This is a genomic window from Burkholderia sp. GW821-FHT14F03 (genome assembly GCF_058803765.1).
Genome location: NZ_JBXAPG010000073.1, coordinates 1 through 26,441, shown reverse-complemented (window position 1 = coordinate 26,441; position 26,441 = coordinate 1). Strand labels below are relative to the sequence as shown.

Sequence of the window (26,441 nt, the reverse complement as noted above, 5' to 3'; positions counted from 1 at the left end):
GCCGTCATGGCGATCGACCGCAAGCAGTTACCGCCCAATCTCCGCTATCTGCTCATCGGCGGTGAACGTTTCCCGGGTGGCGTTAATGCACTGCCCGACGGCCTCACGCTGGTCAACAACTATGGCCCGACTGAAACCACCGTCGTGGCAACCTCTGGCGTGTTGCCCATCGATGCCGAGGTCCCGCATATCGGCCGACCGATTCACAACGCCACCGCGTACCTGCTCGATGCGCATTTGCGTCCCGTCCCGCTCGGCGTTGTCGGTGAACTCTATGTCGGTGGAGCCGGTGTCGCACGCGGTTATCTGAACCGACCGGACCTTACCAGCGAACGCTTCATCGACGATCCGTTCAGCAACCAGCCCGGCGCTCGTCTCTACAAAACCGGCGATCTCGCACGCTACCTCCCCGACGGCAACCTCGAATTCCTCGGCCGTAACGACCATCAGGTCAAGATCCGTGGCTTCCGCATCGAACTCGGCGAAATCGAATCACGGCTTGCCGAGCATCCGGAGATCCGCGAAGCCGCCGTTCTGGCACTGGGTCAGGACAGCGACTTGCGACTGGTCGCTTATGTTGTCGCGAATGCTGCCGCATTCGATGGGAAAGATGTGTCTGGTGAAACCGTCGATGGCCGTGCCGATGGGGAAGATGCGTCCGATCGGACCATCATCGACCAGTTGCACACCTATCTAGCCGAACGGCTGCCCGACTACATGGTGCCGGCTGCCTTCGTTCGGCTCGATGCCTTCCCGCTCACCCCTAATGGCAAGCTCGATCGCAAGGCGCTCCCCGCTCCTGATCAGGATGCCTTCGTCCGACAGGATTACGAGGCACCATCGGGTGAAGTGGAAACGACTATCGCCGGCATCTGGAGCGAACTGCTCGGCATCGAACGCGTCAGCCGCCACGACAGCTTCTTCGCCCTCGGCGGCCACTCGCTCCTCGCCGTCCGTCTCATGAGCCGCGTCGCCGCGATCGGCGCAAACCTGCCGCTCGCTTCGCTCTTCGCCGCACCTTCTCTCGCCGCATTCGCCGACGTCGTTTCTCAACAGCTTCACACCGCACCCCTCGATTTGCCCACCATCGAATCGGTGTCCCGCGATCAGCCTCTGCCGCTCTCCTTCGCCCAGCAGCGTCTCTGGTTCCTCGCTCAACTCGATCCGGGCAGCCACGCCTACAACATCCCCTTCGCCATCGATCTTCATGGCGAACTCGATACGCATGCATGGCATGACGCGCTTAACGCACTCTTCGACCGGCATGAAGCCTTGCGTTCCGTATTCGTCTCCGTCGACGGGCAACCACAGGTCCAACTGCTCCCCGCGGGGTCAGGTGTGCCGCTTCGCCAGCACGTCTTGTCCGGAGACAATGTCGAAGAACAGGCCCTCCACCTGCAACACGAGGAAGCTCAAACCCCGTTCGACCTCGAACACGGTCCGCTTATCCACGCCCGCCTGATCCGCTTCAACGCGCATCATCATCAGTTCCTGCTCACCCAGCACCACATCGTCTCCGACGGCTGGTCCTTTGGCATTCTGCTTGGTGAGCTCAGCGCGCTCTACGCCGCCGCTGTCGAGAACCGACCCGCCGACCTGCCCGCCCTCGTCATCCAGTACCCCGACTACGCCGCATGGCAGCGTCAATGGCTCGCCGGCGAACGGCTTGCCGAGCAAAGCGAGTTCTGGCGCAGCAACCTCGCCGGCGCGCCTGTTCGCGTCGAACTCCCCACCGACCGGCCCCGCCCACCCCAGCAGTCCTATGCCGGCGCGACCGTTCCCCTGCATATCAATGCCGAACTCACCCGTGCGCTGCGGCAGTTCTCGCAACAGCAGCAGGCCACGCTCTTCATGACTGTCCTTGCCGCGTGGAGCGCTGTCCTCTCACGCCTCTCCGGACAGGCCGACATCGTCATCGGCTCACCTTCCGCCAATCGCGGGCGCGCCGAGATCGAACCGCTCGTCGGCTTCTTCGTCAACACCCTCGCGCTGCGCATCGATCTCGACGGCCTGCCTTCGCCCGCCGAACTCGTCCAGCGCGTCCGCCGCGTCGCGCTCGATGCCCAGCAACATCAGGATCTGCCTTTCGAGCAAGTCGTTGAAATCGTCCAACCGCCAAGGCACCTCGATCACACCCCGCTCTTCCAGGTCATGTTCTCCTGGCAGAACAATGAGGTCGGCAACTGGCAGTTGCCCGGCATCGCCTCCACGCCGGTTCCGGTCGAACATCAGATCGTCAAGTTCGACCTCGAACTCAATTTGAGCGAGGTCGATGGCCAGATCGTCGGTGTCATCAACTACGCTACCGCGCTCTTCGATCAGATCACGATCGAACGTCATGCCGGCTATTTCATCGCCATGCTCAATGCGTTTGTTCTTGAGAAGGCAACGCCGACCGCCCAGATCGAGATTCTCGGAAACCGCGAGCGCACCCAACTGCTCGAAACATGGAACCAGACGCGACGCGACTATCCCACCCAAATCTGTACGCATCGATTGGTGGAGGAGCGCGCCGAACAGATGCCATCGGCTGTCGCCGTGCGATTCGGAGACACCACGCTCAGCTATGGCGAGTTGAATGCCCGTGCCAACCGAATCGCGCATCATCTGATCGCGCTTGGGGCAGGTTTGGATACGCCGGTTGCCGTTTGTGTCGAGCGCACGCCGGCCATGATTATCGGAGTACTCGCCATTCTCAAGGCCGGTGGTGCCTATCTCCCGCTCGATCCGGCTTACCCGGCCGAACGGCTCGCGCACATTCTCGATGACGCCAACCCTGGCATCGTTCTCGCCGACGAAACCGGACGGAACACGATCGGCGCTCATGCCCTCGCCAAACGGACGGTCATCGATCCGATCATGTCTTCGCTCGACGCATCCAGCGCGCATCTCAACCCACTGATTGACTACCCGGTTCATAACCCGGTGGTCGATGGGTTGAACGATCGGAATCTGGCCTATGTGATCTATACCTCGGGGTCCACCGGTGTGCCCAAGGGCGTGATGGTCGAACATCACAATCTGGTCAACCTCTGTCACTGGCATATCGATGCCTTCGCGCTTCGGTCCGGATCGACTTCGGCCATGACGGCCGGCGTGGCGTTCGACGCCACCACCTGGGAACTCTGGCCCAGCCTCCTCTCCGGCGGCACCCTCGTCCTGCCTCCGGTGCATGCCGCTCGCGATCCGATTGCCCTGCTCGACTGGTGGCAGCAGCAGCAACTCGACGTCTCCTTCCTCGTCACCTCGCTCGCCGTCATGGCGATCGACCGCAAGCAGTTACCGTCCAATCTGCGTTACCTGCTCATCGGCGGTGAACGTTTCCCGGGTGGCGTTAACGCATTGCCTGACGGCCTCACGCTGGTCAACAACTACGGCCCGACCGAAACCACCGTCGTGGCAACCTCTGGCGTGTTACCCGTCGATGCCGAGGTCCCGCATATCGGCCGGCCGATTCACAACGCCACCGCGTACCTGCTCGATGCTCACCTTCGCCCCGTCCCGCTCGGTGTCGCTGGTGAACTGTATGTCGGTGGGGCCGGTGTCGCACGCGGTTATCTGAACCGACCGGACCTTACCAGCGAACGCTTCATCGACGATCCGTTCAGCAATCGGCCCGGCGCTCGTCTTTATAAAACCGGCGACCTCGCACGCTATCTGCCCGACGGCAACCTCGAATTCCTCGGCCGTAACGACCATCAGGTCAAGATCCGTGGCTTCCGCATCGAACTCGGTGAAATCGAATCACGGCTTGCCGAACATCCGGAGATCCGCGAAGCCGCCGTTCTGGCACTGGGTCAGGACAGCGACTTGCGACTGGTCGCTTACGTCGTCGCGGAAGCTGCCGCCTTCAGCGGGGAAGATACGCCCGACGAAAACACAGATCCGTCCGTCGCCAGCCAACTGAAAACCTATCTGGCCGCACGTCTGCCCGACTACATGGTGCCCGCCGCATTCGTGCGTCTCGACGCCTTCCCGCTCACCCCCAACGGCAAGCTCGATCGCAAGGCACTCCCTGCCCCCGATCAGGATGCCTTCGTCCGACAGGATTACGCAGCACCATCGGGTGAAGTGGAAACAACCCTCGCCGCTATCTGGAGCGAACTGCTCGGCATCGAACGCGTCAGCCGCCACGACAGCTTCTTCGCCCTCGGCGGCCACTCGCTCCTCGCCGTCAAGCTGGTCGAACGCGCGCGGAAACGCGGCTACCATACGGAAGTGCACCGCCTGTTCGCCCAGCCGACCCTGGCCGCTTTCGCCGCGACGCTGCAGCCGCTCACCGCGGGTGCATTGCCGGAGGGCGTCGTCGCGGTACGACCGCACGGTACCGAGCGCCCATTGTTCCTCGTCCACGAAAGCAGCGGCGTCGACACCTACTTCTCGCGACTCGCGCAGTACATCGATGCACGCGTTCCGGTCTACGGCCTGCTGGCGAACCCGCTGTCCGACACGACGCCCGGCACCTTCGCGGAACTCGCCGTGCGCCTGGCCAATCTCGTCACGACGGTCCAGCCGCAGGGCCCATACCGTGTCGCGGGCTGGTCGCTCGGCGGCACGCTCGCTCACGCACTGGCCAGCGAGCTTGCGACGCGCGGCCATACGGTCGGGTTCGTCGGACTGCTGGACACCTACACGCCAACTTTGCTCATCCCCACCTGGGCGCCGCGCCTGGCCGACCCCGCACGGCACAGCGCGATGCTGATCGCGCGCGTCCGGGAAGTCCTCGGCATACTGGCAATGCTTGTCGATACACAAGGCGTAACCGACGCCCAAGCGCAGCAGATCCGCGCACAGCGCGAACACCTCGACGCACTCGACGCACGCCTGCCCACGCTCGCATTCGACGCGCTGCTCGCCGCCTGCCACGAATACGCGCTCCTGCCCGGATACTTCCAGGGCCTGTCGGATGACGAGATCTTCCGCTTCATCGACCGTGAAATCACCCACACCCAGGCGATGATCGACTACGACGCAAGGAGCGGCGCGGCGAGCTTCCCGGTGCATCTGTTCTCGGCTGAGCAGCATGCGGAACTGGCGCGGGTCGATGACCGACCGCTCGATCATTGGCGCGGTTGGGATGCCGACATCGCGGCCGCGCGCTTGAGACGCACGATCGTTCCGGGCGATCACCAGTCGATGATGCGCGAACCGCATGCGGTGACGCTTGGCCGCTGCATCGACGATGCGTTGTTCGGACGGAACACGGGATGACGCGCTGAAGCCGCGCAGCCAGCGGCGGCAACCCGGCCAACCCCGCCGCTGCGGCGGACGGGCCGGGCCGGATCAGGTCCGCCGGCCCCACCGGCCCGGCAGACCGCTGATCCCGTCGTTCAATGCCGCGCGGACTCGCTCCGCAGACGCCAGAACTCCCCGGCATACGCGCGGGCCAGTTCCGGCGCGTGGCGGAACAGATTGAAGCCGCCCGTCTCGTGACCATCTTCCGTCGCCCGATACCCGGCCGCACCCAGCGCGACCGCGTCGTCGGCGACGACAAAACGGCCGGCCGCCGGCATGCGCGCACGCAACGCGGCAACGTCGACGCCTGCAAGCGCCAGTGCCGTCGCGCCGCTGTATCGCCACGGCGCGCGCGACCGGTCGAGCACGACATGGACGTCGACGCCGCGCCGCCGCGCGTCCGCCAGCGCACGCGCGAGCGCGGGTGGCAGCGCCGGATATCCGGCCACCAGCACGCGCTCGCGCGCCTGCTCGATCAGGGCGAGCGACAAGCCGGCATCGTCATGGGTGGAAGCGAAGTACGCGCCGATCGCGTCGATGCGCGAAGGAGGACAGGCAGCATAAGCAGAAACGGGCCACGCGACGACAAGCGCGAGCCCCAGACAGCGGAAACAGGCGGGATATTTCATGGGTCGGCCATTGTAACGACGCCCGCGTCACTTGCAAGCACCATCGCGGCGTCACGCCGCGCGCATCACGCCGGGCCGATCCGCCCGAGCCACGCATTCACGCCGTCCCACGACCGGAAATCCGCGAGACTGCGGGCGGGCAACGCCGGATACGCACCGGACGCCATCTCCGCCAGCGCGCGGCCCGGCCCCAGTTCCAGGAAAGCCCGCGCCCCCGCCTCGACGCATGCGTCGAGGCACGCGGCCCATTCGACCGGTTCGGCCAGCTGGCGCGCGAGCTTGTCGAGCCCATCAGCCGGATCGAGCACCGGCGCGCCGTCGATTCCGCTGAACAGCCTCACCCCGGACGCGGGGCGCCGCACCGCCGGCACCGCGGCCAGCGCGGCACGAAACACCGGCACCGCGCCCGCCAGCCGCTTCGTATGCGACGCCACCCTCACGTCGACGGGCGTGATCCGCACCGCGCCCGCGCGCCGCGCGTCTTCCGCAATCATCGCGAGCGCGGCGCGCGCACCCGCCAGCACGCACGCATCGCCCGGATTCGCGATTGCAAGCGCCGCGTCGCGCCCCGCGCACAGTGCCGCGAGCACAGGCCGCGCCAGCCCGCGCACGAACAGCATGCCCTCGTCGTCGCCGCTGGCGGCATCCATCGCGTCCGCGCGCCGCGCGACGAGATCGAGCGCGGCCGTCGCCTCGATGCAGCCCGCCGCGCACCACGCGGCCACCTCGCCGACGCTATAGCCGGCCACGCAGCGCCGCCGCGGCAGCCACGCCTCGAGCCGCGTCATCGCGGCCAGCGCATGCACCGTGCACAACACCTGAGCCGCCCGGTTCTCCCGCCACGCATCGGGCCTCGTCACGCGCACCCACTCGCGCGGGTCCGCACCGAGCAGGCCCGCGGCCTGTTCGAACAGGCCCGCCGCCTCGGGCAACGCTCCCGTGAGCGCGAACATCGCATCGTGCTGCCCGCCCTGCCCGGAGCACAGAATCGCAATCGTCATGCGTCGCCCTCCGTGTCGAGCGCCGCGACGAACACGCTCATCGCCAGCAGATCCGCCGCGCCGCCCGGACTCAAGCGCCGCGCGACAAACGCGCGGTGCAGCGCCGCCGCCCGCGCACGCCAGTCATGCGCGCCCACGCCGCCGTGCGCAAGAAAATCCCGCGCCGCGCGCTGCGCGAATCGCAGGCCGGCCACGCCGCCCCGATGCAGCAGATTCGTATCGTCCAGCGCCGCGATCAGCGCGAAACACGCCTGCACGCGCGCCGCCTCGGCATCGCCGGGCGCGACGCGCGCGCCTTCGGCAAGCGCGGGCACGCCGATCCCGTACACCTCCGGGAATCCGTCGGCAGCCTGCCTGCGCGCGCCACCGACGCCATACCGCCGGACCGCCTGTTCGCCGTGGCTGTCGCACGGCCGCGGTCCGCCCAGGATCTCCGCGCCCCAGCGGCGCACCACGACGACGCCCAGCGTCGCCCTCCGCTCGTCCGGCGCGGCCGCGCGCCACCCCGCCGCCGCGCACAATAGCCCGAGCCCGAAGATCGCGCCGCGATGCGTGTTCACGCCGCCCGTCGCGGCGAGCATCGCCTGTTCGGCCCGCAGCCCCAGCGCGCGCAGCGTCGTCATGCCCGCGCCGGCGGCGCCCGCGCGCGCCAGCGCCGCGAAGAACGGCCGCAACGCAGCCGCGCTGCGGCGAAACGTGCCGGCGTCCATATCCGCATGGCTGCCCGCGTCGACATGGCTGACGAGCCCCGGTTTCGGCCACGTGTCGACCTCGAGCACCAGGCTGCGTTCGGCCAGCGCCGCGAACCGATCGGCGGCCGCCTCCCGCTCGCTCGGAGACCGCGCGCACACCCGGGCCGGCGCGCTCATCGCCCCGCCAGGAACGCGCCGGGCGCGCACAGCACGACGTCGGTTGCCGTCTTCATCGCCACCTCGCCGCCCGCGTGCAATTCGCGCCAGTTCACGCCCGCGCCGTCGTCGCGCACCAGTTCGCCGTCGATGCGCATCGGCGCTTGTTCCGCCAGCGTCGCCAGCCCGTCGAGCAATGCGTCGAGCGCGCGAGTGTCGGCCGGCACGTCGAACAACAGGTCGAGATCGGAGCCGGCATGCAGGTACGCGAGGCCGGTCAGCGTCTGCCACGCGAGCGCGCCGAACACGCGGCACGACACCCGATGCCGCGCCGCAAGCGCGCTCACGTCGCCCAGGCATGCGCGCCACGCGGCCGGCGCCCGGCCCGCCGCCTCATCGAGCCCGGGCAGCGACGCATACGCGGCAATCCGCTCCGGCGGCACGCTCAGCGCGATGCGACGCTTGCCCGCCGACGGCGGCAGCGGCAGGCCGAGCGCGATGCCCGTTTCGCCCGGCGCGGGCCGCCGCACGATCAGCGGCCAGCCGCGCGCGGCCCACGCGCATACGAGCGGCACGTCGCCGAGCCCATGCGCGGCGACGAGCGCCGGCCACGCGTCCGGCGCGATGCGCGCCAGCGCGTGCCGCACCGGGCGCGCGTCAGCGCGTGGCGAGCGCGCGTTCATACACCCGCCGCGCGACCTCGGCGGCCAGCGGCCGGCCGCCGCGCGCGAGGCCCGCCTGGTCGCGCCGGTCGACCCGGTCGGACGGCTGCGCGAGCCACGCACCGATCTGTTCGCCCAGCGAGCGCGCCGGATCGAGCACCGCATCGACCGCGCCCATCTTCGCGAGATTGTCGAGGCCGGGCGCGAACACGGCGGTCGTGCGCGCCATCTGTTGCAGCACGTCGAGCGGCAGCTTCGTGACCCGCGACATCGACGGCAGATCCATCACCGCCGGCTCCGCGCCCGGCAACGCGACGAGCGCGCGGGTCGCGAGCGCGGTCGCGATGAACGCGCCCGCCGCCGTATGCCCGTACAACAGGCCGAGCGTCCGATGCCCGGCCCGGTCCGCCTGCATCACGCACTTCGCGAGATGCGCGAGGCATTCGTTCAGGCCGAGCAGCTCGTCGCGCTTGCTCATGCGCTGGCTGTCGCTGTCGATCAGCACGACGAGCGGCGCATCGCCGCCTTGCCGGATCAGCGCCAGCACCTGCGCGGCCAGCCGCAGCGCGTCGTCGGCGCCGAGTGCGCGCCGCCCGGCCACGCCGATCACCTCGACCGGCCCGCCCGGCAAGCGGCCGCGCCCGTCGAGCAAACCATCCTGCTCGCGCACCTCGTGCCCGGCCGGGAACATCGAACCCAACACCTCATCGAGCGTCATCGCGCGCCTCCTCCAGAGCTTCGGTCAACGCGACGAAGTCGCCATAAGGCAGCGCGGGAATCGCCGCCGGATCCGGCGCGCCGAGCGCGCGCCAGAGGTCGAGCGCGTCCGCGCACGCGCCGAACCGCGCGAACCGCGCCGCGAGCCGCGCCTGTTCGGCCTCGAGCGCGCCGAGATCGAGCGCCTGCGCCGCCCCGAGCAGCGCCTGCGCCGCTTCGCGAAAGCTGTCGACCGTATCGTCGACGAAACGCGCCGCCGCCCCGGTCAGCCGCCGATGCTTGCCGCCCATGGTCCGCCAGATCAGCGCGCGGTCCTTCGCGTCGAATTCGTCGACGCCCCGATTGGTCTCGATCACCTCCGGCCCGGAGACGCCGATGCGGCCCTGCTCGGACACCGCCAGCGCGCCGCAGCACGCGGCCAGCAGCCCACCGCCGCCGTAGCAGCCGGCGCGCCCGCCGACGAGGCCGATCACCGGCACCCCGTCCGCGCGCGCATCGAGCAGCGCGCGCATGATCTCGGCGATCGCCATCTCGCCCGCGTTGGCCTCCTGCAGGCGCACGCCCCCCGTATCGAACAGGATCAGCACCGGCAGCGTGCGCAGTTCGCGCGCCGCGCGCAGCAGCCCGGTCAGCTTCGCGCCGTGCACCTCGCCGAACGCGCCGCCCATGAAGCGCCCTTCCTGCGCGGCGACCAGCACGGCCTGCCCGGCCAACGCGCCGCGCCCGACGATCATGCCGTCGTCGAACTGCCGGGGCAGGTCGAACAGCGGCAGATGCGGGCTCATGCAGCGCTCGGCCGGGCCGATGAACTCGACGAACGAGCCGGCGTCGAGCAGGCCGTCGAGCCGCTGCCGCGCCGAGGCCTCATACCAGCTGGCGCCCGCCGCCGGCGCGACGGCGCGGTTCGTGCCCAGGCTCATGACGCGCCCCCTTCGAGTGCGCGCACCGCCTGCGCGAGCCGCAGCGACACCATGTCGGGCCGCGCGCCGCCGTCGTTGACCGACAGCCGCAGCCCGCCCGGCGAGCGCCGCTCGACGAAATCGGCGACCACGGCCTCCCACACCGCGCCGAAGCCGACCGCCGCGGTCTGGATGTCGATCTCGCATTCGGTGTCGGGCAGTACGCGCTCGACCAGCACTTCGAGGTTGCCGGACGCGACGACGCCGACGAGCGCCGACGCCCCATCGCCTCGCGCGCGGTCTCGCGCGGTGAAGCGGTAATTGAGCTGTTCCATCGCAATCGTCTCCTTACCAGTTGCGGAACCGTGACGGCGGCGCATAGAGACCGCCGGACCAGTGCACGAGATCCTTGATCGAGCGCGCAGCGAGCAGGCGGCGATCGGCGTCGAGCGGATCGATGTCGAGGTCTTCCGGCCGGCGGATCACGCCGCGCTCGCGCAGCCGCTCGACGAGCCGGCGGTCGCGGCCGCGGCCGATCTCGGTATAGCCCGCGACGCCGCGGATCGCCTGCTCGCGCTCGTCCGCGTCGCGGCACAGCAGCAGGTTGGCGATCCCTTCCTCGGTCACGATGTGGGTGACGTCGTCGCCGTAGACCATGATCGGCGCGAGGCCGAGATCGAGCTTGTCGGCGAGGCGCAGCGCGTCGAGCTGCTCGACGAACATCGGCACGTTCTTGTCGCCGAAGGTCTCGCCGATCTGCACGACGAGCTTGCGGCCGCGCCGCAACGCGGCGGGCGTGGCGGGATCGGCCTCCTCGCCCGCCTTGAGCCAGGGCTCGCTCGGATGGCGGCGGCCGCGCGCGTCGCTGCCCATGTTCGGCGCGCCGCCGAACCCGGCGATGCGCTCGGTCGTGACGGTCGACGAATGGCCCGCGAGATCGATCTGCAGCGTCGAGCCGATGAACATGTCGCACGCATACAGCCCCGCCGTCTGGCAGAACGCGCGATTCGAGCGCAGCGAGCCGTCGGCCCCGGTGAAATAGATGTCGGAGCGCGCGCGGATGTAGTCGTCCATGCCGACCTCCGAGCCGAAGCAGTGGATCCGCTCGACCCAGCCCGATTCGATCGCCGGGATCAGCGTCGGATGCGGGTTCAGCGCCCAGTGAGTGCCGACCTTGCCCTTGAGCCCGAGCCGTTCGCCGTAGGTGGGCAGCAGCAGCTCGATCGCGGCGGTGTTGAAGCCGATGCCGTGATTGAGCCGGCGCACGCCGTACGGCGCGTAGATCCCCTTGAGCGCGAGCATCGCGGTCAGGATCTGGGTCTCGGTGATCGCCGCGGGATCGCGCGTGAACAGCGGTTCGACGTAGAACGGCCGCCCCGCCTCGACGACGAAGTGCACGCGATCCCCCGGGATGTCGACGCGCGGCACGCGCTCGACGATCCGGTCGACCTGCGCGATCACGATGCCGTCCTTGAACGCGGTGGCCTCGACGACGGTCGGGGTGTCCTCGGTGTTGGGCCCCGTGTACAGGTTGCCGTCGCGGTCCGCGCTGACGGCGGCGATCAGCGCGACCTGCGGCGTCAGGTCGATGAAGTAGCGCGCGAACAGTTCGAGATAGGTATGCACCGCGCCGAGCCGGATCTTGCCGCCGAACAGCAGCTTCGCGATCCGCTGCGACTGCGGCCCCGAGTACGCGTAGTCGAGCCGCGACGCGATCCCGCGCTCGAACACGTCGAGATGCTCGGGCAGCACGATGCCGGACTGCACCATGTGCAGGTCGTGGATCGTCGCGCTGTCGACGTCCGCGAGCGCGCTCGCGAGCAGGTCCGCCTGCTTCTGGTTGTCGCCCTCCAGGCAGACGCGGTCGCCCGGCCGAAGCACGGCTTCGAGCAGCGCGACCGCATCGCGCGCCGCGACCCGCTTGCCCTGCGCGAGCGGCGCGCCCGCGGCGAGGCGTGCATCGCGCGCCTGCCGCGCGTGATTCCATCCTGTCATACCGTTCTCCCGCTTCGATGGTCCTGCGGCATTCTAAGCCGGGCGACGCCGCCGATTGATGACGTTGCCGAATGCGACTCAGAGGCGGCCGCGATGGGTGTGGCCGGGGCGCGCCGACGCGCTCGCGCGGGGCGGCGGCGTGGACAATCCGCGCGAACTGGCCGATGTGCATGATCCGCTTGGATGATCCGCTCATGAAGCCCGCCACGGGCCGGCCTGTTTGCACGACTGCCCTGAATCACCGGCTACGCGCCGTAGCCTGCGCACGGCCCGGCCGACGCGGATGAACCGCGCAAATGACCTGCGCAGGCAGCCGTCACGAGCAGCCTGCCCGCGTGACTGCCTCGAACCGACGCCTACGGCCGACCAACGCGCGTCGCGAAGAACATGGGCGACGGACCAATCGGGCACCCGCGCCCACACGGCCCGGCCGACGCGGGCGATCCGCCCAAATAACCTGAGTGGGCAGCCGCCTCGACCCGCTGCCCGCTCGACCGCCCCGACTCAACGCCTACCCGCCGACCAGCGCCCGCGTCGCGAAGAACAACAGCGACGGCCCGAGCAGGCAGCCTACCCCGGTATGGAAGGTCGCGACCAGCGCCCCATACGGCACGAGCCGCCGATCGGTCGCGGCGAGCCCCGCGCTCACGCCGCTCACGGTGCCGGCCAGCCCGCCGAAGATCATCGCGGAGCGCGGCGTCCTGAGGCCCATGAAGCCGGCCGCGAGCGGCGTGCCGACCATGACGATGATCGCCTTCACGAGCCCCGTCGCGATGCTGAGCGCGATCACGTCGGACCCCGCGCCGATCGCCGCGCCCGTGACCGGCCCGACGATGTAGGTGACCGCGCCCGCGCCGATGGTCGTCATGCTGACCGCGTCGGTATAGCCGAACGCGCGCGCGATGCACGCGCCGACGATGAACGGCAGCACCGTGCCGAGCAGCAGCGCGAGCACGCCGACGAGGCCGGCCTTGCGCGCCTCGGCCGGCTGCACCTCGAACGCGGTCGCGACGATCGCGAAGTCGCGCAGCATCGCGCCGCCCATCAGCCCGACGCCGGCGAACAGCCGCACGTCGGCGATGCCCTTCTGGCCGCCGGTGAGCGCGCCGCCGGCATAGGCGAGCGCGAGGCCGGCCAGGATCGCGATCGCGGAGCCGTGCACGCGGCCGAAGGTGAGCTTGCGCGACGCGATCGACGACAGCCACATGATCAGGCCGACGAGCGCGAACGACGCGACGAGCCCGTTCTGGGCGACGACTTTTTCGAGCATCTGCAACATGGCGGCCTCCTTCACTGTTCGCCGGCGGACGGTGCGGCGTCGAACGCCGTGTCGTCGCGGCCGGTGCGCGCGAGTACCGCGATGCAGCATGCGCAGATCGCGACCGCGCCGAGCGCGGCGAGGAGCGCGACGGGGCCGCCCTTCAGCGCGGCGACGACGTTCTGGTTCGCGGCCATCGCGACGACGACCGGGATGTACATCGCGCCCCAGAACCCGACGCCCGCCTCGGTTTCCTTCGGCAGCCAGCCCCGGCGGTGCAGCGCGATGCGCAGCACGATCAGCAGCAGCATCGCGATGCCGACCCCGCCGACGTTGGTCTTCACGCCGAGCGCGACGCCCAGCAGGTCGCCGAGGAACAGCCCGGCGAGATGGCAAAACGCAAGCAATGCGGTTCCGTAGATGATCATCGGTCGTCTCCTGTCTCCATGTCGGCTTGTTGTCAGCCTGGCCGGCGCGCGCGGGGCCGGACCGCCGGCGGGTCGTCGGGATGCGGGTCTGCGCCCGGATGCCGTAGACTGCCTGCTGGCGGCCGGCGCGCCGCGCGGCCCCGCGCCCGCGGTCCGTCCCGTCGCGGGCGGCCGTAGTGCGTGAAGCGATACTAGCGCCGCCGCATCCGGCCATTTATGAAGTTGTGGAAACCGATTCAGTGGGTTTAGCAATGCGTCCGTTACCGCCCGAGCTGCTGCGCAGCTTCGTCGCCGTCGCCCGGACCGGCAGTTTCACCGCCGCGTCCGAGCGCGTGAACCTGTCGCAATCGACCGTCAGCCAGCACATCCGCCGGCTGGAAGAGCTGCTCGACCGGCCGCTGTTCGAGCGCGACACCCGCAATGTCCGGCTCGCGCCCGCGGGCGAGGCCCTGCACCACTATGCGGCGCGCATCCTCGACCTGATGGACGAGGCGATCACCTCGGTCTGCGGGCCGCCGCTGTCGGGCAAGGTGCGGCTCGGGATGTCGGAGGATTTCGCGTCCTCGCACCTCACGGCCGCGCTCGCGAGCTTCGTGCAGCGCAATCCGGAAGTCGAGCTGGCGATCGCGACCGGCCTGTCGGGCGACCTGTTCGACGCCCTCGACGAGGGCCGCCACGATCTGGTGTTCGCGAAGCGCGTGGCGGGCAGCCGCCGCGGCCGGGTGATCCGCACCGAGCCGCTGTACTGGTGCGCGGGCGCGGCGTCGCCGTTGAGCGGCCGCGAGGCGGTGCTGCCGCTCGCGCTGCACCCCGAGCCGAGCGTGTCGCGCCGCCGCGTGCTGGAAACCCTCGATGCGATCGGGCGGCCGTACCGGATCGCGATCGTCAGCAGCAGCGTGGCGGTCCTGCGCGCGGCGGCGAGCGCGGGGCTCGGCGTCAGCGCGTTCGCGGGCTACGTGATTCCCGACGGGCTCGCGCGCCTCGACGCCGGGCTGCCCGCGCTCGGCGACCTCGAATACGTGATCGAGCACCTCGCGGGCGCGGCGCGCTCGACCCTCGCGCTCGAAGCGACGCTCGTCGCCGCCGCGGCCGGGCTGTGAATCCCCGCGCCGCCGTCACGCGGCGGCGTGCGGGAAATGCAGCGTGAACACGGTGCGGCCGTCGGCGCTTTGCACCGCGACGCCGCCGCGATGCAGCGTCATGATCGACGCGACGATCGCGAGCCCGAGTCCCGCGTTCTGCGCCGCGCCGTGGCGCGAGGCATCGACGCGGTAGAAGCGCTCGAAGATCTTGTCGCGATGCTCGGGCGCGATCGTCGCGCCCGTATTCGCCACCGAGATGTCGACGCCGGCTCCGCGCGCGAATGCGCGCAGCTCGATCGTGCTGCCGGGCGCCGCGTGCTGGAGCGCGTTCGCGACCAGGTTGTTGAGCGCGCGCCGGAACAGCAGCGGATCGGCGTGCAACGGCGCCTCGCCCTGCGCGACGATCGCGAGCCCGCCCTCGTCCGCCATGTCGTGAAAATACGCGGCGAAGCGCCGCAATTCCGCGCCCGCGTCGAGCGCCACGGCATGCAGGGCCTGCGTCGCGTTGTCGGTGCGCGCCAGGAACAGCATGTTCTCGGTCATCCGCTGGAGACGCTCGCACTCCTCGAGATTGGAGCCGATCAGGGCCTCGTATTCGTCGGCCGAACGCCGCCGGCCGAGCGTGACCTGCGATGCGTTGATCATGTTCGCGAGCGGCGTGCGCATGTCGTGCGCGAGTTCCGCCGAGAACCGCGACAGCCGCGAGAACGCGCGTTCGAGCCGGTCCAGCATGCGGTTCACCGCGGTCGCGATCTCGTGCAGCTCGTGCGGGCCGTCGCGCAGGTCGAGCCGCTCGTCGAGCCGGTGCGCCTCGATGCGGGCGATCTGCCGACCGAGGCCCTCGACCGGCCGCATCGCGCGCCGCACCACCAGGTGACCGAGCAGGCCGACGAACAATGCGCCGAGCCCGGCCGCCGCGAAGATCGTCTTGTAGTAGCTGGCGAGCAGCGCGTGACGCTCCTTCGCCGCGCGCACCACGGCCACCTGCACCGTCTCGCCGGACGCCAGCTGCGCGCGGCCCGCGATGCAGCGCGCATCGCCGACCTCGCCCGGTTCGCACTGGAACGGCTGCGCGTCGCGGTGCGCGGCGCGCATCAGCTGCGCGATCGGCAGGCGCGGGCCGATATCGGTGACGAGCGCGTCGTCGCGCGCATCGCAGACCGACAGATAGACGCCCGGATGCAGCATCAGCACGTCGCGGAACATCTGCTGGCTGCCGCGGATCGCCTCGATCGAGCCCGCGTCCTGCGCGAGCTGCACGAACTGCAGCAGCTTGCTCTCGATCTCCACGTCGTCGCGCCGCCGCAGTTCGGTCGACAGCGAGTCGTACAGGAACGCCCCCATCGCCGCGAACACGACGAACGCGGGCACGGCGAACGCGATGCTGAGCCGGACCAGCAGCGAGTAGCGGCCGTCCGCGCGGCTCACGTGCGATCCTCGAGCACGTAGCCCATGCCGCGGATGGTATGCAGCAGCTTGCGCTCGAACGGCGCGTCGAGCTTCGCGCGCAGCCGCTTGACCGCGACGTCGACGACATTGGTGTCGCTGTCGAAATTCATGTCCCACACGCAGGAGGTGATCAGCGTGCGCGTCAGCACCTCGCCTTGCCGCTCGACGAAGAACTGCAGCAGCGCGAATTCCTGCGCGGTCAGGTCGATGCGCGTCGCGCCGCGCTGCACGCGCCGTCGGATCAGGTCGACCTCCAGGTCGGCGATCGTCAGCCGGTCGCGCGCGACGCGCGGCGAGCGGCGCAGCAGCGAGCGCACCCGCGCGAGGAACTCCGCGTAGGCGAACGGCTTCGCGAGATAGTCGTCGGCACCCAGTTCGAACCCCTCGACCTTGTCCTCGACCGCATCGCGCGCGGTGAGCAGCAGCACCGGCGTCTGCTTCTGCGCACGCAGACGGCGCAGCACCTCGAAGCCGCTCAGTTCCGGCAGCATCAGGTCGAGCACGACGAGGTCGAAGTCCTCATGCAGCGCGAGAAACAGGCCTTCGCGGCCGTCGGCCGCCGTGTCGACGGCGAAGCTCGCCTCGGTCAGCCCCTTGCGCAGGTAGGCGGACATTTTCTGTTCGTCTTCGATGATCAGGATTCGCATGGCAGGGAGCGCGGCGGCCCGCGTGTGGTGAGCCCGGCAAGGGTAAAGGGTCGCGCCGCTGACGGAGATGGCGCATGAATGACAATTTTGTCATGTTCGCGCCGCGCCGCCGCGATCCGCGGCCGGCTCGCGGCCCGCGACGCAGCGCTCACGTTGTTTTTCCGTCTCGCCCGGGCCGCCCGCCGCGATCCTGACCAAATCGCCATGATCCGGTCAGCGTGCGCCCAGCCCCTGCTCGCCAGAATAAGCGGCACGAGGCGTCGGCTGCGTGCCGCGCCTGTTCTCCCCGCATCCGGACCGCCACCAGGAGCCCCTCATGAACCACTCGCGCCTTACCCTCCTTCTCGTCCTGACCTGCGCCGCCGCGCCGGTACTCGCCCAGCAATCCGACATGCAGCCGGGCAAGACGCGCGCCGACGTGCGCGCCGAGCTGATCCAGGCGTATCGCGACGGCACGATCCCGACCACCGACGGCGACTACCCGCCGAGCCAGACGACCATCGACATCAACCGCGCCCGCTTCGCCGCGTCGAATCCCGTGTGGGCGCAACAGCAGCAGGCGCAGGCGCAGACCAGCCAGCAGTAGCGCGCATGGCGCTCGCCGGGTCGGCCGGCCGCACTGAGCATGGCGTTCCGAGCGCGCGACGCCGAGTGTTTCGCCGCGTCGCATCCGGGGCAGGCGTAGCAGCAGGCGCAGGCCCCCGTAGGCAGTAGCACGCGCGGCCGGCGCGCATGACGCTGAGGAAGGTCGCACTGAGCATGCAGTACCCGGCGCGCAGCGCCGAGCGCCTCGCCGCGTCGAATCGGGCGCGGACGTAGCAGCAGGCGCAGGCCCGTCGGCCACAGCCCGCGCGGCCGGCGCGCATGACGCTGAGTGGATCGCACTGAGCATGCAGTACCCGGCCCGCAGCGTTGAGTGCCTCGCCGCGTCGAATCGGGCGCGGACGTAGCAGCAGGCGCAGGCCCATCGGCCACAGCCCGCGCGGCCGGCGCGCATGATGCTGAGTGGATCGCACTACAAACAACAGGCGCCAGCAGCGTGCGCGCCGAGCGCGCAACACCGCGAGACTGACGCTCAGGCGGCGTCGCTCGCGCGCCGCCCCACGTAGTCCTGCACGAACTGCACTGCGATCCGGCCCGACCGCGCGCCGCGCTGCAGCGCCCATTGCAGGGCCGGCTGGCGGGCCGCCTCGCGCTCGGGCTCCGCATAGCCCTGCGCGTGCAGCCGGGCGTCCACCACGCGCAGATATTCGTCCTGCGAGAAGCCGTAGAACGTCACCCACAGCCCGAAACGCTCCGACAACGAGATGCGCTCCTCGACCGCGTCGCCCGGATGCAGTTCGCCGTGCTCGTCGAGCGTATGCGCGGCGTTGTCCGACGCCTGTTCCGGCACCAGATGACGCCGATTCGAGGTCGCATAGATCAGCACGTTCGGCGCGCCGCCCGCGATCGAGCCGTCGAGCACGGTCTTGAGCGCCTTGTAGCCGGTCTCGCCCGCCTCGAACGACAAGTCGTCGCACGACACGATGAAGCGCTCGGGCCGGCCGCGCAGCAGCTCGAACAGCATCGGCAGCGCATCGAGCCCATCCTTGCCGACCTCGACGAGGCGCAGCCCCCGGGCCGCGAACGCATGCAGGCAGGCCTTCACGAGCGAGGACTTGCCGGTGCCGCGCGCGCCGGTCAGCAGCACGTTGTTGGCGGGATGGCCGAGCACGAACTGGCGCGTGTTCTGCCTCACGAGCGCGACCTGCCGCTCGATGTTCGCGAGCGCGTCGAAACTGATCAGCGCGGGCGCCGGTACCGGTACCAGCCGCCCCGCGTCGCCGCGCGTGCGCCGATCCGGCACCCAGCGGAACGCATGCGCGCCGTGCCAGTCGACGCTCGCCGCGCGCACCGCGCCCGCGTCCGCTTCAAGCAGCGCGGCGAGCCGGTCGAGCCGGCTGAACAGGCCGACGGCCAGATGCGCGAGGTCCGGATCGAGGGTCGGGCTCAGAAGATCGAGGTTCTCGGGCGCCGTCATGCGGCACGCTCTACGCGATCAATGGCTAAAATGCTCAAAAAAACATACGATGCGTTCATTTGTCGCTCGGTGTGCAGGAATCCGACATCGTGCGCGTTCTCCCCCTCGCCCGTCTTTCGCCAATATGTCGACTCTTGCCGCAAATCGGTCAGCCGTTTCGCCGGCTGTCGACCACCTGCCCTACGAGAACACGCCGATGCCGGTCGCGGCGATGGCCGCGTTCTATCCGAACGGCACCCATATCGAAACCCACCGGCACCGCCGCGCGCAGCTGCTCTATGCGATCGAGGGCGTGATGCAGATCACCTCGCCGACCGGCGCATGGGTGGTGCCGCCCACGCGCGGGGTCTGGCTCGAACCCGAGCTGGACCATGCGGTGCAGATGAGCGGCGACGTGAAGATGCGCACCGTGTTCGTCGAACCCGCGGTGGCGGCCGGGCTGCGCGCGCGCACCGGCGTGGTCGACGTGCCGCCGCTCCTGCGCGAGTTGATCGTCGCGGCGATCGACGTGCCGCTCGACTACGCGGCGGGTTCGCGCGACGACCACCTCATGCAGCTGATCCTCGCGGAACTCAACGCGGTGCCGCGCCTGCCGCTCTACCTGCCCTGGCCGAACGACGCACGCCTGCAGGCGGTATGCGACACGATCCTCGCGGCGCCCGACGACCATCGCACGATCGGCGCGTGGGCGGCCCAGCTCGGCGTCTCGGAGAAGACCCTGTACCGCTGGTTCAGCCGCGAGACCGGGCTGACCTTCGGACGCTGGCGCCAGCAGGCGCGGCTCCTGCTGGCGCTCAAGCGGCTCGCGCACGGCGAGAAGATCCTGAGCGTCGCGCTCGACCACGGCTACACGAGCCAGAGCGCGTTCACCGCGATGTTCAAGCGCCACTTCGGCGTGGTGCCCTCGGCGTTCTACGACTGATTGCCGCTCACGGCAGGAAGCTGCCGCGGCGCGCCTCGATCAGTTCGACCAGCAGGCGGTCGCGTTCCGCGCCGAGCGCCTGCATGCTGCGCTCGCCCTGGATCGCGCGCAGCCCGTCGATCAGCTGACGATCGACCGCCGGATCGAACGACGGCGCGCCGAGGTCGTTCCACCAGGTCGTCATCGGGCCGGACAGGTGGTCGAGGAAATGCGCGATCCCGCCTTCGCCGCCGCCGAGGTGATAGGTCAGGCCCTGCCCCATCAGCCCCCAGCGCAGCCCCGGCCCCCACGACACCGCGCGGTCGGCGTCCTCGATGCTCACCACGCCTTCGCCGACGAGGTGATAGACCTCGCGGAACAACGCGGCCGCGAGCCGGTTCGCCACGTGGCCCGTCATCTCCTTGTTGAGCACGATCGTGACCTTGCCGAGCCCGTCGTAGAACTGCCGCGCGGCGTCGAGCGTCGCGGGCGAGGTGGCCGCGCCGCCGACCAGCTCGACGAGCGGGATCAGGTGCGGCGGATTGAACGGATGGCCGATCAGGCAGCGTTCCGGATGATGCGCGCACGCGGTCTGGATCTCCGACATCTTGAGCCCCGACGAACTCGACGCGATCAGCACCCGCGCCGGCAGCAGCGCATCCATGCGCGCATACAGCTCGCGCTTGAGATCGAGCCGCTCGGGGCCGTTCTCCTGCACGAAGTCGACGTCGACCAGCGCGCTCGCGAGGTCGGCGTCGAAGCGCAGCTGCGCGGCCAGCGTCGCGTGACGCTCGCCGAGCACCTCGCGCAGGCTGCGGTCGAGCCGCTCGCGCGCATCGGGCGCGGGGTCGGTCACGACCACGTCGAAGCCTTGCTGAAGATAGAACGCGGCCCAGCTGGCGCCGATCACGCCCGCGCCGACCACGGCGATGCGTCGGATGTCGATGTGGCTCACTGCGATGTCTCCTGGTTCGATGTATCGCGACGATTGTCGCATCGAACCGCGCGGCGCGGCGCGCGGCCCACCGCCGCGCCGCTGCCCGCGCCCGCGCTTACGCGTGGTGGCCGGAGATCGGCCCCGCTTCGCCCGTCAGGTTGAGCACGCTGTCGATCCACGCGAGGAACGTCGAGAACGTGAAATCCGACCACTGCTGGGTGCGGAACGCCTGCATCACCGGCACGTCGGCCGGATCCTGCTGGTTGAGCAGATCGGCGACGAAGGTGCCGATGTCGGCGTCGATGCCGCGCTCGTGGATGCCCGATCCCGTGAAGCTGACCGCCGTCACCTGGTGGTTGTCGATGAAGTCGTTGCGCGACCAGGGCATGAAGTAGCCGAAGTTCGGCAGCGGATTCAGCGTCTGCTTGAGACCGTCCAGCTCCTGCGCGAACATCGCCAGCGACAGCGCGTCCTTGCTCGCGTCGTCGGGCGCCGCGATCACGGCGGGCACGAACGCGCGATAGGTGTAGGCGGCGATGATCTTGTCGCGCTGGTAGGTCGAGAAGCCGAAGCGGTCGTGCGGGAAGGTGATCGAGAGTGCGTAATACGCGCTGCCCATGTTGCCGGGATCGAAGTTGCGGGCCAGCCGCTGATTCACCGCGATCATGCCGTCCGGCGCGAGCATGCCCCACTCGCTGCGCGCGCGATCGTAGAGGCCCACCGACGGATGCGCGGCCATGTCGGCGTCGAAGGGCGTGTTGAACACCGTGCCGGCGTCGTCGAGCAGCGAACTGTGCACGCGCGGCTGCAGCGTGGTGCGCAGCGCCGCGTAGTTGCCGAGCGTGCCGTAGCCGCCCGCGCTCATCCCGTACACGAGCAGCCGCGCGGGCTGCCCGAAGCCGTGCGCGACGAGCCAGTCGGCGACCGCCTGGATGTTCCTGAGCCCGCTGTAGTGCTGCACCCGCCAGTCGCCGCTCGGCGAGGTGTAGCTGTGCACGGCGCTGCCCATGTGGATGTCGCCCGTGCAATACGGCACGAACACCTGGGTCCAGTCCTGGGTCTCGACCTTCGGCTCGCCGACCAGGATGTGGGCGGCGTCCATGCGCGTCAGCAGCGGCGACAGGAACGACGACTTGATGCTCTGGCTCGTCGTGCCGTTCATGTAGTTGTGCGGGATCCCGTCCGGATTGAAGCCGCCGAGCCCCGCTTCCGGCCCGGTCGCGGTCTGGGTGCAGGTGCCGTAGTCCCAGCACGCGCCGCCCGGCTCCATCATGTAGAGCAGGCTGTCCGACTGCGCGCGATTGATGTAGAAGCGCATCGGCGTGCCGTTGCCGCACGACGCGCCGCTGCTTTCCGGCAGGATCACTTCGTACCACGAATAATAGGGAATCGACGGATCGGGCTGCGGCGTATCCGCCGCGTGGCCGTTGAGCGCGGCGCAGCCCAGCAGGCCCGCGATCCAGCAGCGTTTCAAATAGTTCGACACGGACATCTCCCCCTCCCAGTTCTGATCGACAGGATGATTCGCCGCGATGCGGCGGGAATGTGCGGCGCGCTCAGTGCGCGCCGGGTGAAGCGGCTGAGTCGAACAGCTGCACGCGCAGCGCCTGCAGCCGCTGTCCGATGACGCGCTGCTGCTGGTCCGGATCGGACACGCTCGCCCGCACCTGCTGGATGATGTCGCGGCTCTGCTGCGCGTACGCGACATAGCGCGGGTCCTGGGCGGGCGACGGGCCGACGCTCTGCTGCGCATAGGCGTCCCATTGCGCGCGCATCGACTGGATCGCCGCCTCGCGCGTCGCCGTGTCGGATTGGGTGTCGACGAGCAGCGCGGCGCTCAGCGCCTCGGCCTGCACCGGCACGATCTCGTTGCGCGCGACATGCTCGGGCAGTTCGTCGAGGATCGACCGCGCGAGCGCGGCGCGCTCGGCGGCGGGCAGGCTGTTGCGACTGTTGCCAAAGGCCGCCACCCGATCGCGAAACCGTGCGAACGCAACGATGCGCGCCACCTCGGCATCCGCGTCGGGACGGCTCGCGAGCGAGCGGCGCAGCGCATCGAGATCGAGCCGCCGCTCCTCGGGGCCGGGCGCGTTCCAGGCGGGCGCGGAGCCCGCCGCCGCCGCGAGCGTCACGCCGCCGCTGCGCGCATCGATCCGCGTGGCGGCCTGCGACAGCATCCCGTATCGCCATGCGGCAAGCGCGACGGCCACGCCCGCCACTATCCCCACGCCGCGCCACAGCGCCCTCGATCGTTTCACGTTGGCCCCCTCGCCCGTTGTCGTTGATCTGCGAGTAGGTTCTAGGTCGAAACTTGCGCGGCGTCAAAAACCGGCGACTAGAACCGCGTCACTAAACCGCCCGCCGCGCCCGCGCGACGGCGCTGCGCGCCTGCGGCCCGAATCGCGCGGACCGGCCAGATTGGCCGGATCGGACCCATCGAACGACCCGCTGCGCGCTTGGTGCGGTTTTTGAGCGCCCCTATGCTCGTGGCCATACCCGATCGCCGATCGGACCACGCAGCAACGCCTCCTTCAGCCGAGCCAGTTCAATGAGCCGTGTTCCCGTTCCCCCCGCCGCGCCTCACGACTATGCGTATTACCGCGCCGCGCTCGCGGGCCGCGCATTGCCCGCCGCGTTCATCGATCTCGCGCATCTCGAAGCGAACCTCGCCGACCTCGCGCGCCGCGCGGGCGGCCTGCCGATCCGCCTCGCCACCAAGTCGGTGCGCGCGCGGCCGCTGCTGCGCGCGCTGCTCGCCAACCCGGTGGCGCGCGGCCTGCTCTGCTACTCCGCGCGGGAAGCCGCATGGCTCGCCGCCGACGGCTTCGACGACCTCGTGGTCGCCTATCCCGACGGCGATCCCGACGCGCTGCGCGAGGTCGCCGCGCAACTGCGGCTCGGCCGCGCGATCACGCTGATGGTCGACAGCGCGGCCCAGGTCGAACGGATCGCCGCGATCGCGCGCGCATCCAGCGTGTCGATGCCGCTCGCGATCGACCTCGACATGTCGTCCGCGTATCCGGGGCTGTACTTCGGCATGTACCGCTCGCCCATCCGCGACGCATCGGCCGCCGTCGCGCTCGCCGAGACGATCGCGCGCTGCGACGGCGTGCGGCTCGACGGCCTGATGGGCTACGAAGGTCAGATCGCGGGCATACCGGACCACGCGCCGGGCAGCGCGCTCAAGAATGCACTGGTGCGGCATCTGAAGCGGCGCTCGGCGCGTGAGGTCAACGCGCGCCGCGAGGCCGTCGTGCGCGCGCTCGCCGACGCCGGCCATGCGCTGCGCTTCGTCAACGGCGGCGGCACCGGCAGCATCGAGAGCACCCGCCGCGACGCCTCCGTCACGGAGCTCGCCGCCGGTTCGGGCCTGTACGCGCCGACGCTGTTCGATCACTACGCGAGCTTCCGCGCGCAACCCGCGGCGGGTTTCGCACTCGCGGTGACGCGGGTGCCGCAGCCGGGCGTCGTCACCTGTTCGGGCGGCGGCTATGTCGCATCGGGCGCGAGCGGCCCGAGCCGCCTGCCGCGACCGTGGCTGCCCGCCGGCTGCGCGCTGATCGCCAACGAAGGCGCGGGCGAGGTGCAGACGCCGGTGCGTCATCCCGCCCATCTCCAGCCGGCGCTCGGCGACCCGATCCTGTTCCGCCACGCGAAGGCCGGCGAGCTGTGCGAGCGCTTCAACACGCTGCTGCTGATCCGCGACGGCCGCGTGATCGACGAAATCCCCACCTACCGGGGCGAAGGCAAGTGCTTCTTCTGACGCCGCGCCGACGTCGTTCCATCCACCGTACGCAATGAGGTCATCCACGATGTGGCGCAACTGGTCCGGATATGTAAGCAGTCCGAAGGCAACCGTCGAGACACCCGCGTCGCGCGCCGCGCTCGCCGCCGTGCTGCGGGACGCGGCCGCGCGCGGCGGAACGGTGCGGCTCGCGGGCGCCGGACATTCGTTCTCCCCGCTCGTGCAGACCGACGACCGGATCGTCTCGCTCGACCGCGTCCAAGGCCTCATCGCACTGGACGAACCCCGCCGCATCGCGCGGGTCCACGCCGGCACGCGCCTGTTCGCGCTCGGCCCCGCGCTCGCCGAGCGCGGCTTCGCGATGGAGAACCTCGGCGACATCAACGCGCAGTCGCTCGCCGGCGCGACCAGCACCGCCACGCACGGCACCGGCATCACGCTCGGCAACCTGTCGACGCAGATCGACGGCCTGACCATGCTGCGCGCCGACGGCGAGGAAGTGCGCGCATCGGCCGACGAGAACCCGGCGCTGTTCGCGGGCGGCCGCGTCGGCCTGGGCGTGCTCGGCGTGCTGACCGAGATCGCGCTGCGCGTGGTGCCCGCGTTCCGGCTGCGCCTCGAACGCGGCGCGATGCGGCTCGACGATTGCCTCGCGCAGGCCGACGCGCTCACCGAGCGCCACCGCTCCTTCGAGTTCTATTGGTTTCCGCATACCGACACCGTGCTCACCAAGGCCTGGGACCTCACCGACGAACCGGCCGACGCCGCGCACTGGGCCGGCCGCGCGACCGAATCGTTCCTGGAGAACACCGTGTTCGGCGCGCTGTGCGGGCTGGGCCGGCGCGCGCCCGGGTTGTGCCCGGCGCTGAGCCGTCTGTGCGCGTCGACCGTGTCGCCGGGGCGGCGGGTCGACGCGAGCCACGCGATGCTGTCGACGGAGCGGCGCGTGCGCTTCAACGAGATGGAATGGGCGCTGCCCGCCGAGCGCGGCGCGGACGCGCTGCGCGAGATCCGCGCGCTGATCGCGCGGCGCACCTTCCCGCTGATGTTTCCGCTCGAATACCGCTGGGTCCGCGCGGACGACATCTGGCTCAGCCCCGACTATGGCCGCGACACCGTGCGGATCTCGGTGCACCAGTACCGCGGCATGCCGTTCGACGCGTACTTCGATGCGGTGCAGGCGATCTGCCTCAATCACGGCGGCCGCCCGCACTGGGGCAAGATGCATACGCTGAACGCGCGCGCGCTCGCCGCCTGCTATCCGCGCTGGGACGATTTCCTCGCGCTGCGCGAGCAGATGGACCCGCATGGCCTGTTCCTGACGCCGTACCTGCGCGCGCTGTTCGGCGTGTAGGCCGGCGTCGTCACGTTCGATCGCGCTGCCGTCCGTCCCACGAGAGGAGCCACGATGTCCGCCGTCACGCCTGTTCCCGCCGTCCGCCCCGACCCGTCCACCGCCGCGATCGTACGGCTCGCGCTGGCCTTCGCGGCGGCCACCAACGGCCTCATCCTGTCGCCGTTCCTGGTCGCCGCCGTGATGGCGCGCTTCCACCTCGGCGAGGATCTCGCCACCGAGATCGTCGGCCTCGAGATCCTCGGCATCGCCGTCAGCTGCGCCCTGCTGCCGCGCTGGATCGCGCGCGCCGCGCGCGGCTTCGTCGTGGCCGGCGCGCTCGGCGCGGTCGTCGGGCAGGCGGCGAGCGCCGTCGCGCCCGATCTCGCCTGGCTCGGCGCGGCGCGCGCGCTGACGGGCCTGTTCGAGGGCATGCTGTTCGTGGTGGTCGCCTCGGGCGTGTCGCGGCGCGTGTCGACCGATCGCGTGTGGGGCTATATCAACCTGCTGGCGGGCGCGCTCAACGGCGGCCTGCTGGTCGTGATCGCCGCGCTGCCGGCCGGCTGGGGCGCGCGTGCGCTGTTCGTGCTGCTGGCCGGCGTGATCGCGGCGCTCGCGCCCGCGCTGCGCGGCCTCGGCGCGCTCGCCGCGCCCG

At 70.1% G+C, this 26,441-nt stretch carries 22 protein-coding genes and 1 pseudogene; 7 read left to right on the top strand and 16 right to left on the bottom strand.

Annotation, left to right across the window (positions count from 1 at the left end; genetic code table 11):
- Positions 1 to 6: 6 nt before the first annotated feature.
- Positions 7 to 5,211, top strand: a pseudogene (locus AC1RQF_RS31250) (amino acid adenylation domain-containing protein); the annotation flags it as partial.
- 119 nt (positions 5,212 to 5,330) lie between these two features.
- On the opposite strand, the gene AC1RQF_RS31245 reads toward AC1RQF_RS31250, so the two are convergent.
- The 10 genes from AC1RQF_RS31245 to madL form a co-directional block, all read right to left on the bottom strand.
- Positions 5,331 to 5,864, bottom strand: coding sequence for a phospholipase D-like domain-containing protein (locus AC1RQF_RS31245; RefSeq protein WP_274002320.1), 534 nt, complete (start codon positions 5,862 to 5,864; stop codon positions 5,331 to 5,333).
- A 65-nt stretch (positions 5,865 to 5,929) separates the two neighbouring features.
- Positions 5,930 to 6,865: a malonate decarboxylase subunit epsilon gene (mdcH, locus tag AC1RQF_RS31240; RefSeq protein ID WP_492873942.1), complete on the bottom strand. Its 936-nt coding sequence runs from the start codon at positions 6,863 to 6,865 to the stop codon at positions 5,930 to 5,932.
- A complete protein-coding gene (mdcB, locus tag AC1RQF_RS31235; protein ID WP_492873940.1) occupies positions 6,862 to 7,734 on the bottom strand; it encodes a triphosphoribosyl-dephospho-CoA synthase MdcB in 873 nt (290 codons plus the stop codon). The genes mdcH and mdcB overlap by 4 nt, the downstream gene beginning before the upstream one ends.
- A complete protein-coding gene (gene mdcG, locus AC1RQF_RS31230) occupies positions 7,731 to 8,396 on the bottom strand; it encodes a malonate decarboxylase holo-[acyl-carrier-protein] synthase (RefSeq protein WP_492873939.1) in 666 nt (221 codons plus the stop codon). Before mdcG ends, mdcB begins: the two co-directional genes overlap by 4 nt.
- A complete protein-coding gene (mdcE, locus tag AC1RQF_RS31225; protein ID WP_274002315.1) occupies positions 8,371 to 9,093 on the bottom strand; it encodes a biotin-independent malonate decarboxylase subunit gamma in 723 nt (240 codons plus the stop codon). The genes mdcG and mdcE overlap by 26 nt, the downstream gene beginning before the upstream one ends.
- On the bottom strand, positions 9,080 to 10,012 hold the full coding sequence (locus AC1RQF_RS31220) for a biotin-independent malonate decarboxylase subunit beta (RefSeq protein ID WP_492873936.1): 933 nt from the start codon (positions 10,010 to 10,012) through the stop codon (positions 9,080 to 9,082). The genes mdcE and AC1RQF_RS31220 overlap by 14 nt, the downstream gene beginning before the upstream one ends.
- Positions 10,009 to 10,326 (bottom strand): malonate decarboxylase acyl carrier protein, encoded by a 318-nt coding sequence (mdcC, locus tag AC1RQF_RS31215; protein WP_274002311.1) that lies wholly within the window; start codon positions 10,324 to 10,326, stop codon positions 10,009 to 10,011. The genes AC1RQF_RS31220 and mdcC overlap by 4 nt, the downstream gene beginning before the upstream one ends.
- Before the next feature lie 13 nt (positions 10,327 to 10,339).
- Positions 10,340 to 11,986 (bottom strand): malonate decarboxylase subunit alpha, encoded by a 1,647-nt coding sequence (gene mdcA / locus AC1RQF_RS31210; RefSeq protein WP_274002309.1) that lies wholly within the window; start codon positions 11,984 to 11,986, stop codon positions 10,340 to 10,342.
- A gap of 511 nt (positions 11,987 to 12,497) precedes the next feature.
- A complete protein-coding gene (madM, locus tag AC1RQF_RS31205) occupies positions 12,498 to 13,265 on the bottom strand; it encodes a malonate transporter subunit MadM (protein ID WP_274002308.1) in 768 nt (255 codons plus the stop codon).
- Between the two features lie 11 nt (positions 13,266 to 13,276).
- Positions 13,277 to 13,672, bottom strand: coding sequence for a malonate transporter subunit MadL (gene madL / locus AC1RQF_RS31200; RefSeq protein WP_274002306.1), 396 nt, complete (start codon positions 13,670 to 13,672; stop codon positions 13,277 to 13,279).
- 251 nt (positions 13,673 to 13,923) lie between these two features.
- Here madL and AC1RQF_RS31195 point away from each other — a divergent pair, with 251 nt between their 5' ends.
- Entirely contained in the window at positions 13,924 to 14,772 is an 849-nt protein-coding gene (locus AC1RQF_RS31195; protein ID WP_492873933.1) for a LysR family transcriptional regulator, read from the top strand.
- A gap of 15 nt (positions 14,773 to 14,787) precedes the next feature.
- On the opposite strand, the gene AC1RQF_RS31190 is transcribed toward AC1RQF_RS31195, so the two are convergent.
- Both AC1RQF_RS31190 and AC1RQF_RS31185 read right to left on the bottom strand, forming a co-directional pair.
- Positions 14,788 to 16,182, bottom strand: coding sequence for a heavy metal sensor histidine kinase (locus AC1RQF_RS31190; protein WP_492873931.1), 1,395 nt, complete (start codon positions 16,180 to 16,182; stop codon positions 14,788 to 14,790).
- Positions 16,179 to 16,850, bottom strand: coding sequence for a heavy metal response regulator transcription factor (locus AC1RQF_RS31185; RefSeq protein WP_274002303.1), 672 nt, complete (start codon positions 16,848 to 16,850; stop codon positions 16,179 to 16,181). Before AC1RQF_RS31185 ends, AC1RQF_RS31190 begins: the two co-directional genes overlap by 4 nt.
- Positions 16,851 to 17,166: 316 nt before the next feature.
- On the opposite strand from AC1RQF_RS31185, the gene AC1RQF_RS31180 reads away from it, so the two are divergent.
- Positions 17,167 to 17,436 (top strand): DUF4148 domain-containing protein, encoded by a 270-nt coding sequence (locus AC1RQF_RS31180; protein WP_274002302.1) that lies wholly within the window; start codon positions 17,167 to 17,169, stop codon positions 17,434 to 17,436.
- 489 nt (positions 17,437 to 17,925) lie between these two features.
- Here AC1RQF_RS31180 and AC1RQF_RS31175 read toward each other — a convergent pair whose 3' ends face one another.
- Complete coding sequence (locus tag AC1RQF_RS31175) at positions 17,926 to 18,870, bottom strand: ATP-binding protein (protein ID WP_492873929.1); 945 nt, start codon at positions 18,868 to 18,870, stop codon at positions 17,926 to 17,928.
- Positions 18,871 to 18,994: 124 nt separating this feature from the next.
- Between AC1RQF_RS31175 and AC1RQF_RS31170 the strand changes: the two genes are divergently transcribed.
- Positions 18,995 to 19,792, top strand: coding sequence for an AraC family transcriptional regulator (locus AC1RQF_RS31170; protein ID WP_252984452.1), 798 nt, complete (start codon positions 18,995 to 18,997; stop codon positions 19,790 to 19,792).
- A 7-nt stretch (positions 19,793 to 19,799) separates the two neighbouring features.
- Here AC1RQF_RS31170 and AC1RQF_RS31165 read toward each other — a convergent pair whose 3' ends face one another.
- The 3 genes from AC1RQF_RS31165 to plcR form a co-directional block, all read right to left on the bottom strand.
- Positions 19,800 to 20,717, bottom strand: a complete 918-nt coding sequence (locus tag AC1RQF_RS31165) for a 3-hydroxyacyl-CoA dehydrogenase NAD-binding domain-containing protein (protein WP_274004267.1) — start codon at positions 20,715 to 20,717, stop codon at positions 19,800 to 19,802.
- 106 nt (positions 20,718 to 20,823) lie between these two features.
- Complete coding sequence (locus AC1RQF_RS31160; protein ID WP_492873927.1) at positions 20,824 to 22,200, bottom strand: pectin acetylesterase-family hydrolase; 1,377 nt, start codon at positions 22,198 to 22,200, stop codon at positions 20,824 to 20,826.
- A 64-nt stretch (positions 22,201 to 22,264) separates the two neighbouring features.
- On the bottom strand, positions 22,265 to 22,966 hold the full coding sequence (gene plcR, locus AC1RQF_RS31155; RefSeq protein WP_492873925.1) for a phospholipase C accessory protein PlcR: 702 nt from the start codon (positions 22,964 to 22,966) through the stop codon (positions 22,265 to 22,267).
- A 290-nt stretch (positions 22,967 to 23,256) separates the two neighbouring features.
- On the opposite strand from plcR, the gene AC1RQF_RS31150 reads away from it, so the two are divergent.
- The 3 genes from AC1RQF_RS31150 to AC1RQF_RS31140 all read left to right on the top strand — a co-directional run.
- A complete protein-coding gene (locus tag AC1RQF_RS31150) occupies positions 23,257 to 24,471 on the top strand; it encodes an amino acid deaminase/aldolase (protein WP_492873923.1) in 1,215 nt (404 codons plus the stop codon).
- A gap of 49 nt (positions 24,472 to 24,520) precedes the next feature.
- A complete protein-coding gene (locus AC1RQF_RS31145; RefSeq protein ID WP_274002295.1) occupies positions 24,521 to 25,807 on the top strand; it encodes a D-arabinono-1,4-lactone oxidase in 1,287 nt (428 codons plus the stop codon).
- 54 nt (positions 25,808 to 25,861) lie between these two features.
- On the top strand, positions 25,862 to 26,441 hold a 580-nt coding region (locus AC1RQF_RS31140), incomplete at its 3' end, for an MFS transporter (protein WP_492873921.1).

Excerpts from the sequence above, each read along its gene's own strand:
- AC1RQF_RS31245 (WP_274002320.1), bottom strand. The coding sequence starts at position 5,864 with ATGAAATATCCCGCCTGTTTCCGCTGTCTGGGGCTCGCGCTTGTCGTC.
- mdcH (WP_492873942.1), bottom strand. The coding sequence starts at position 6,865 with ATGACGATTGCGATTCTGTGCTCCGGGCAGGGCGGGCAGCACGATGCG.
- mdcB (WP_492873940.1), bottom strand. The coding sequence starts at position 7,734 with ATGAGCGCGCCGGCCCGGGTGTGCGCGCGGTCTCCGAGCGAGCGGGAG.
- mdcG (WP_492873939.1), bottom strand. The coding sequence starts at position 8,396 with ATGAACGCGCGCTCGCCACGCGCTGACGCGCGCCCGGTGCGGCACGCG.
- mdcE (WP_274002315.1), bottom strand. The coding sequence starts at position 9,093 with ATGACGCTCGATGAGGTGTTGGGTTCGATGTTCCCGGCCGGGCACGAG.
- AC1RQF_RS31220 (WP_492873936.1), bottom strand. The coding sequence starts at position 10,012 with ATGAGCCTGGGCACGAACCGCGCCGTCGCGCCGGCGGCGGGCGCCAGC.
- mdcC (WP_274002311.1), bottom strand. The coding sequence starts at position 10,326 with ATGGAACAGCTCAATTACCGCTTCACCGCGCGAGACCGCGCGCGAGGC.
- mdcA (WP_274002309.1), bottom strand. The coding sequence starts at position 11,986 with ATGACAGGATGGAATCACGCGCGGCAGGCGCGCGATGCACGCCTCGCC.
- madM (WP_274002308.1), bottom strand. The coding sequence starts at position 13,265 with ATGTTGCAGATGCTCGAAAAAGTCGTCGCCCAGAACGGGCTCGTCGCG.
- madL (WP_274002306.1), bottom strand. The coding sequence starts at position 13,672 with ATGATCATCTACGGAACCGCATTGCTTGCGTTTTGCCATCTCGCCGGG.
- AC1RQF_RS31195 (WP_492873933.1), top strand. The coding sequence starts at position 13,924 with ATGCGTCCGTTACCGCCCGAGCTGCTGCGCAGCTTCGTCGCCGTCGCC.
- AC1RQF_RS31185 (WP_274002303.1), bottom strand. The coding sequence starts at position 16,850 with ATGCGAATCCTGATCATCGAAGACGAACAGAAAATGTCCGCCTACCTG.
- AC1RQF_RS31180 (WP_274002302.1), top strand. The coding sequence starts at position 17,167 with ATGAACCACTCGCGCCTTACCCTCCTTCTCGTCCTGACCTGCGCCGCC.
- AC1RQF_RS31175 (WP_492873929.1), bottom strand. The coding sequence starts at position 18,870 with ATGACGGCGCCCGAGAACCTCGATCTTCTGAGCCCGACCCTCGATCCG.
- AC1RQF_RS31170 (WP_252984452.1), top strand. The coding sequence starts at position 18,995 with ATGTCGACTCTTGCCGCAAATCGGTCAGCCGTTTCGCCGGCTGTCGAC.
- AC1RQF_RS31160 (WP_492873927.1), bottom strand. The coding sequence starts at position 22,200 with ATGTCCGTGTCGAACTATTTGAAACGCTGCTGGATCGCGGGCCTGCTG.
- AC1RQF_RS31150 (WP_492873923.1), top strand. The coding sequence starts at position 23,257 with ATGAGCCGTGTTCCCGTTCCCCCCGCCGCGCCTCACGACTATGCGTAT.
- AC1RQF_RS31145 (WP_274002295.1), top strand. The coding sequence starts at position 24,521 with ATGTGGCGCAACTGGTCCGGATATGTAAGCAGTCCGAAGGCAACCGTC.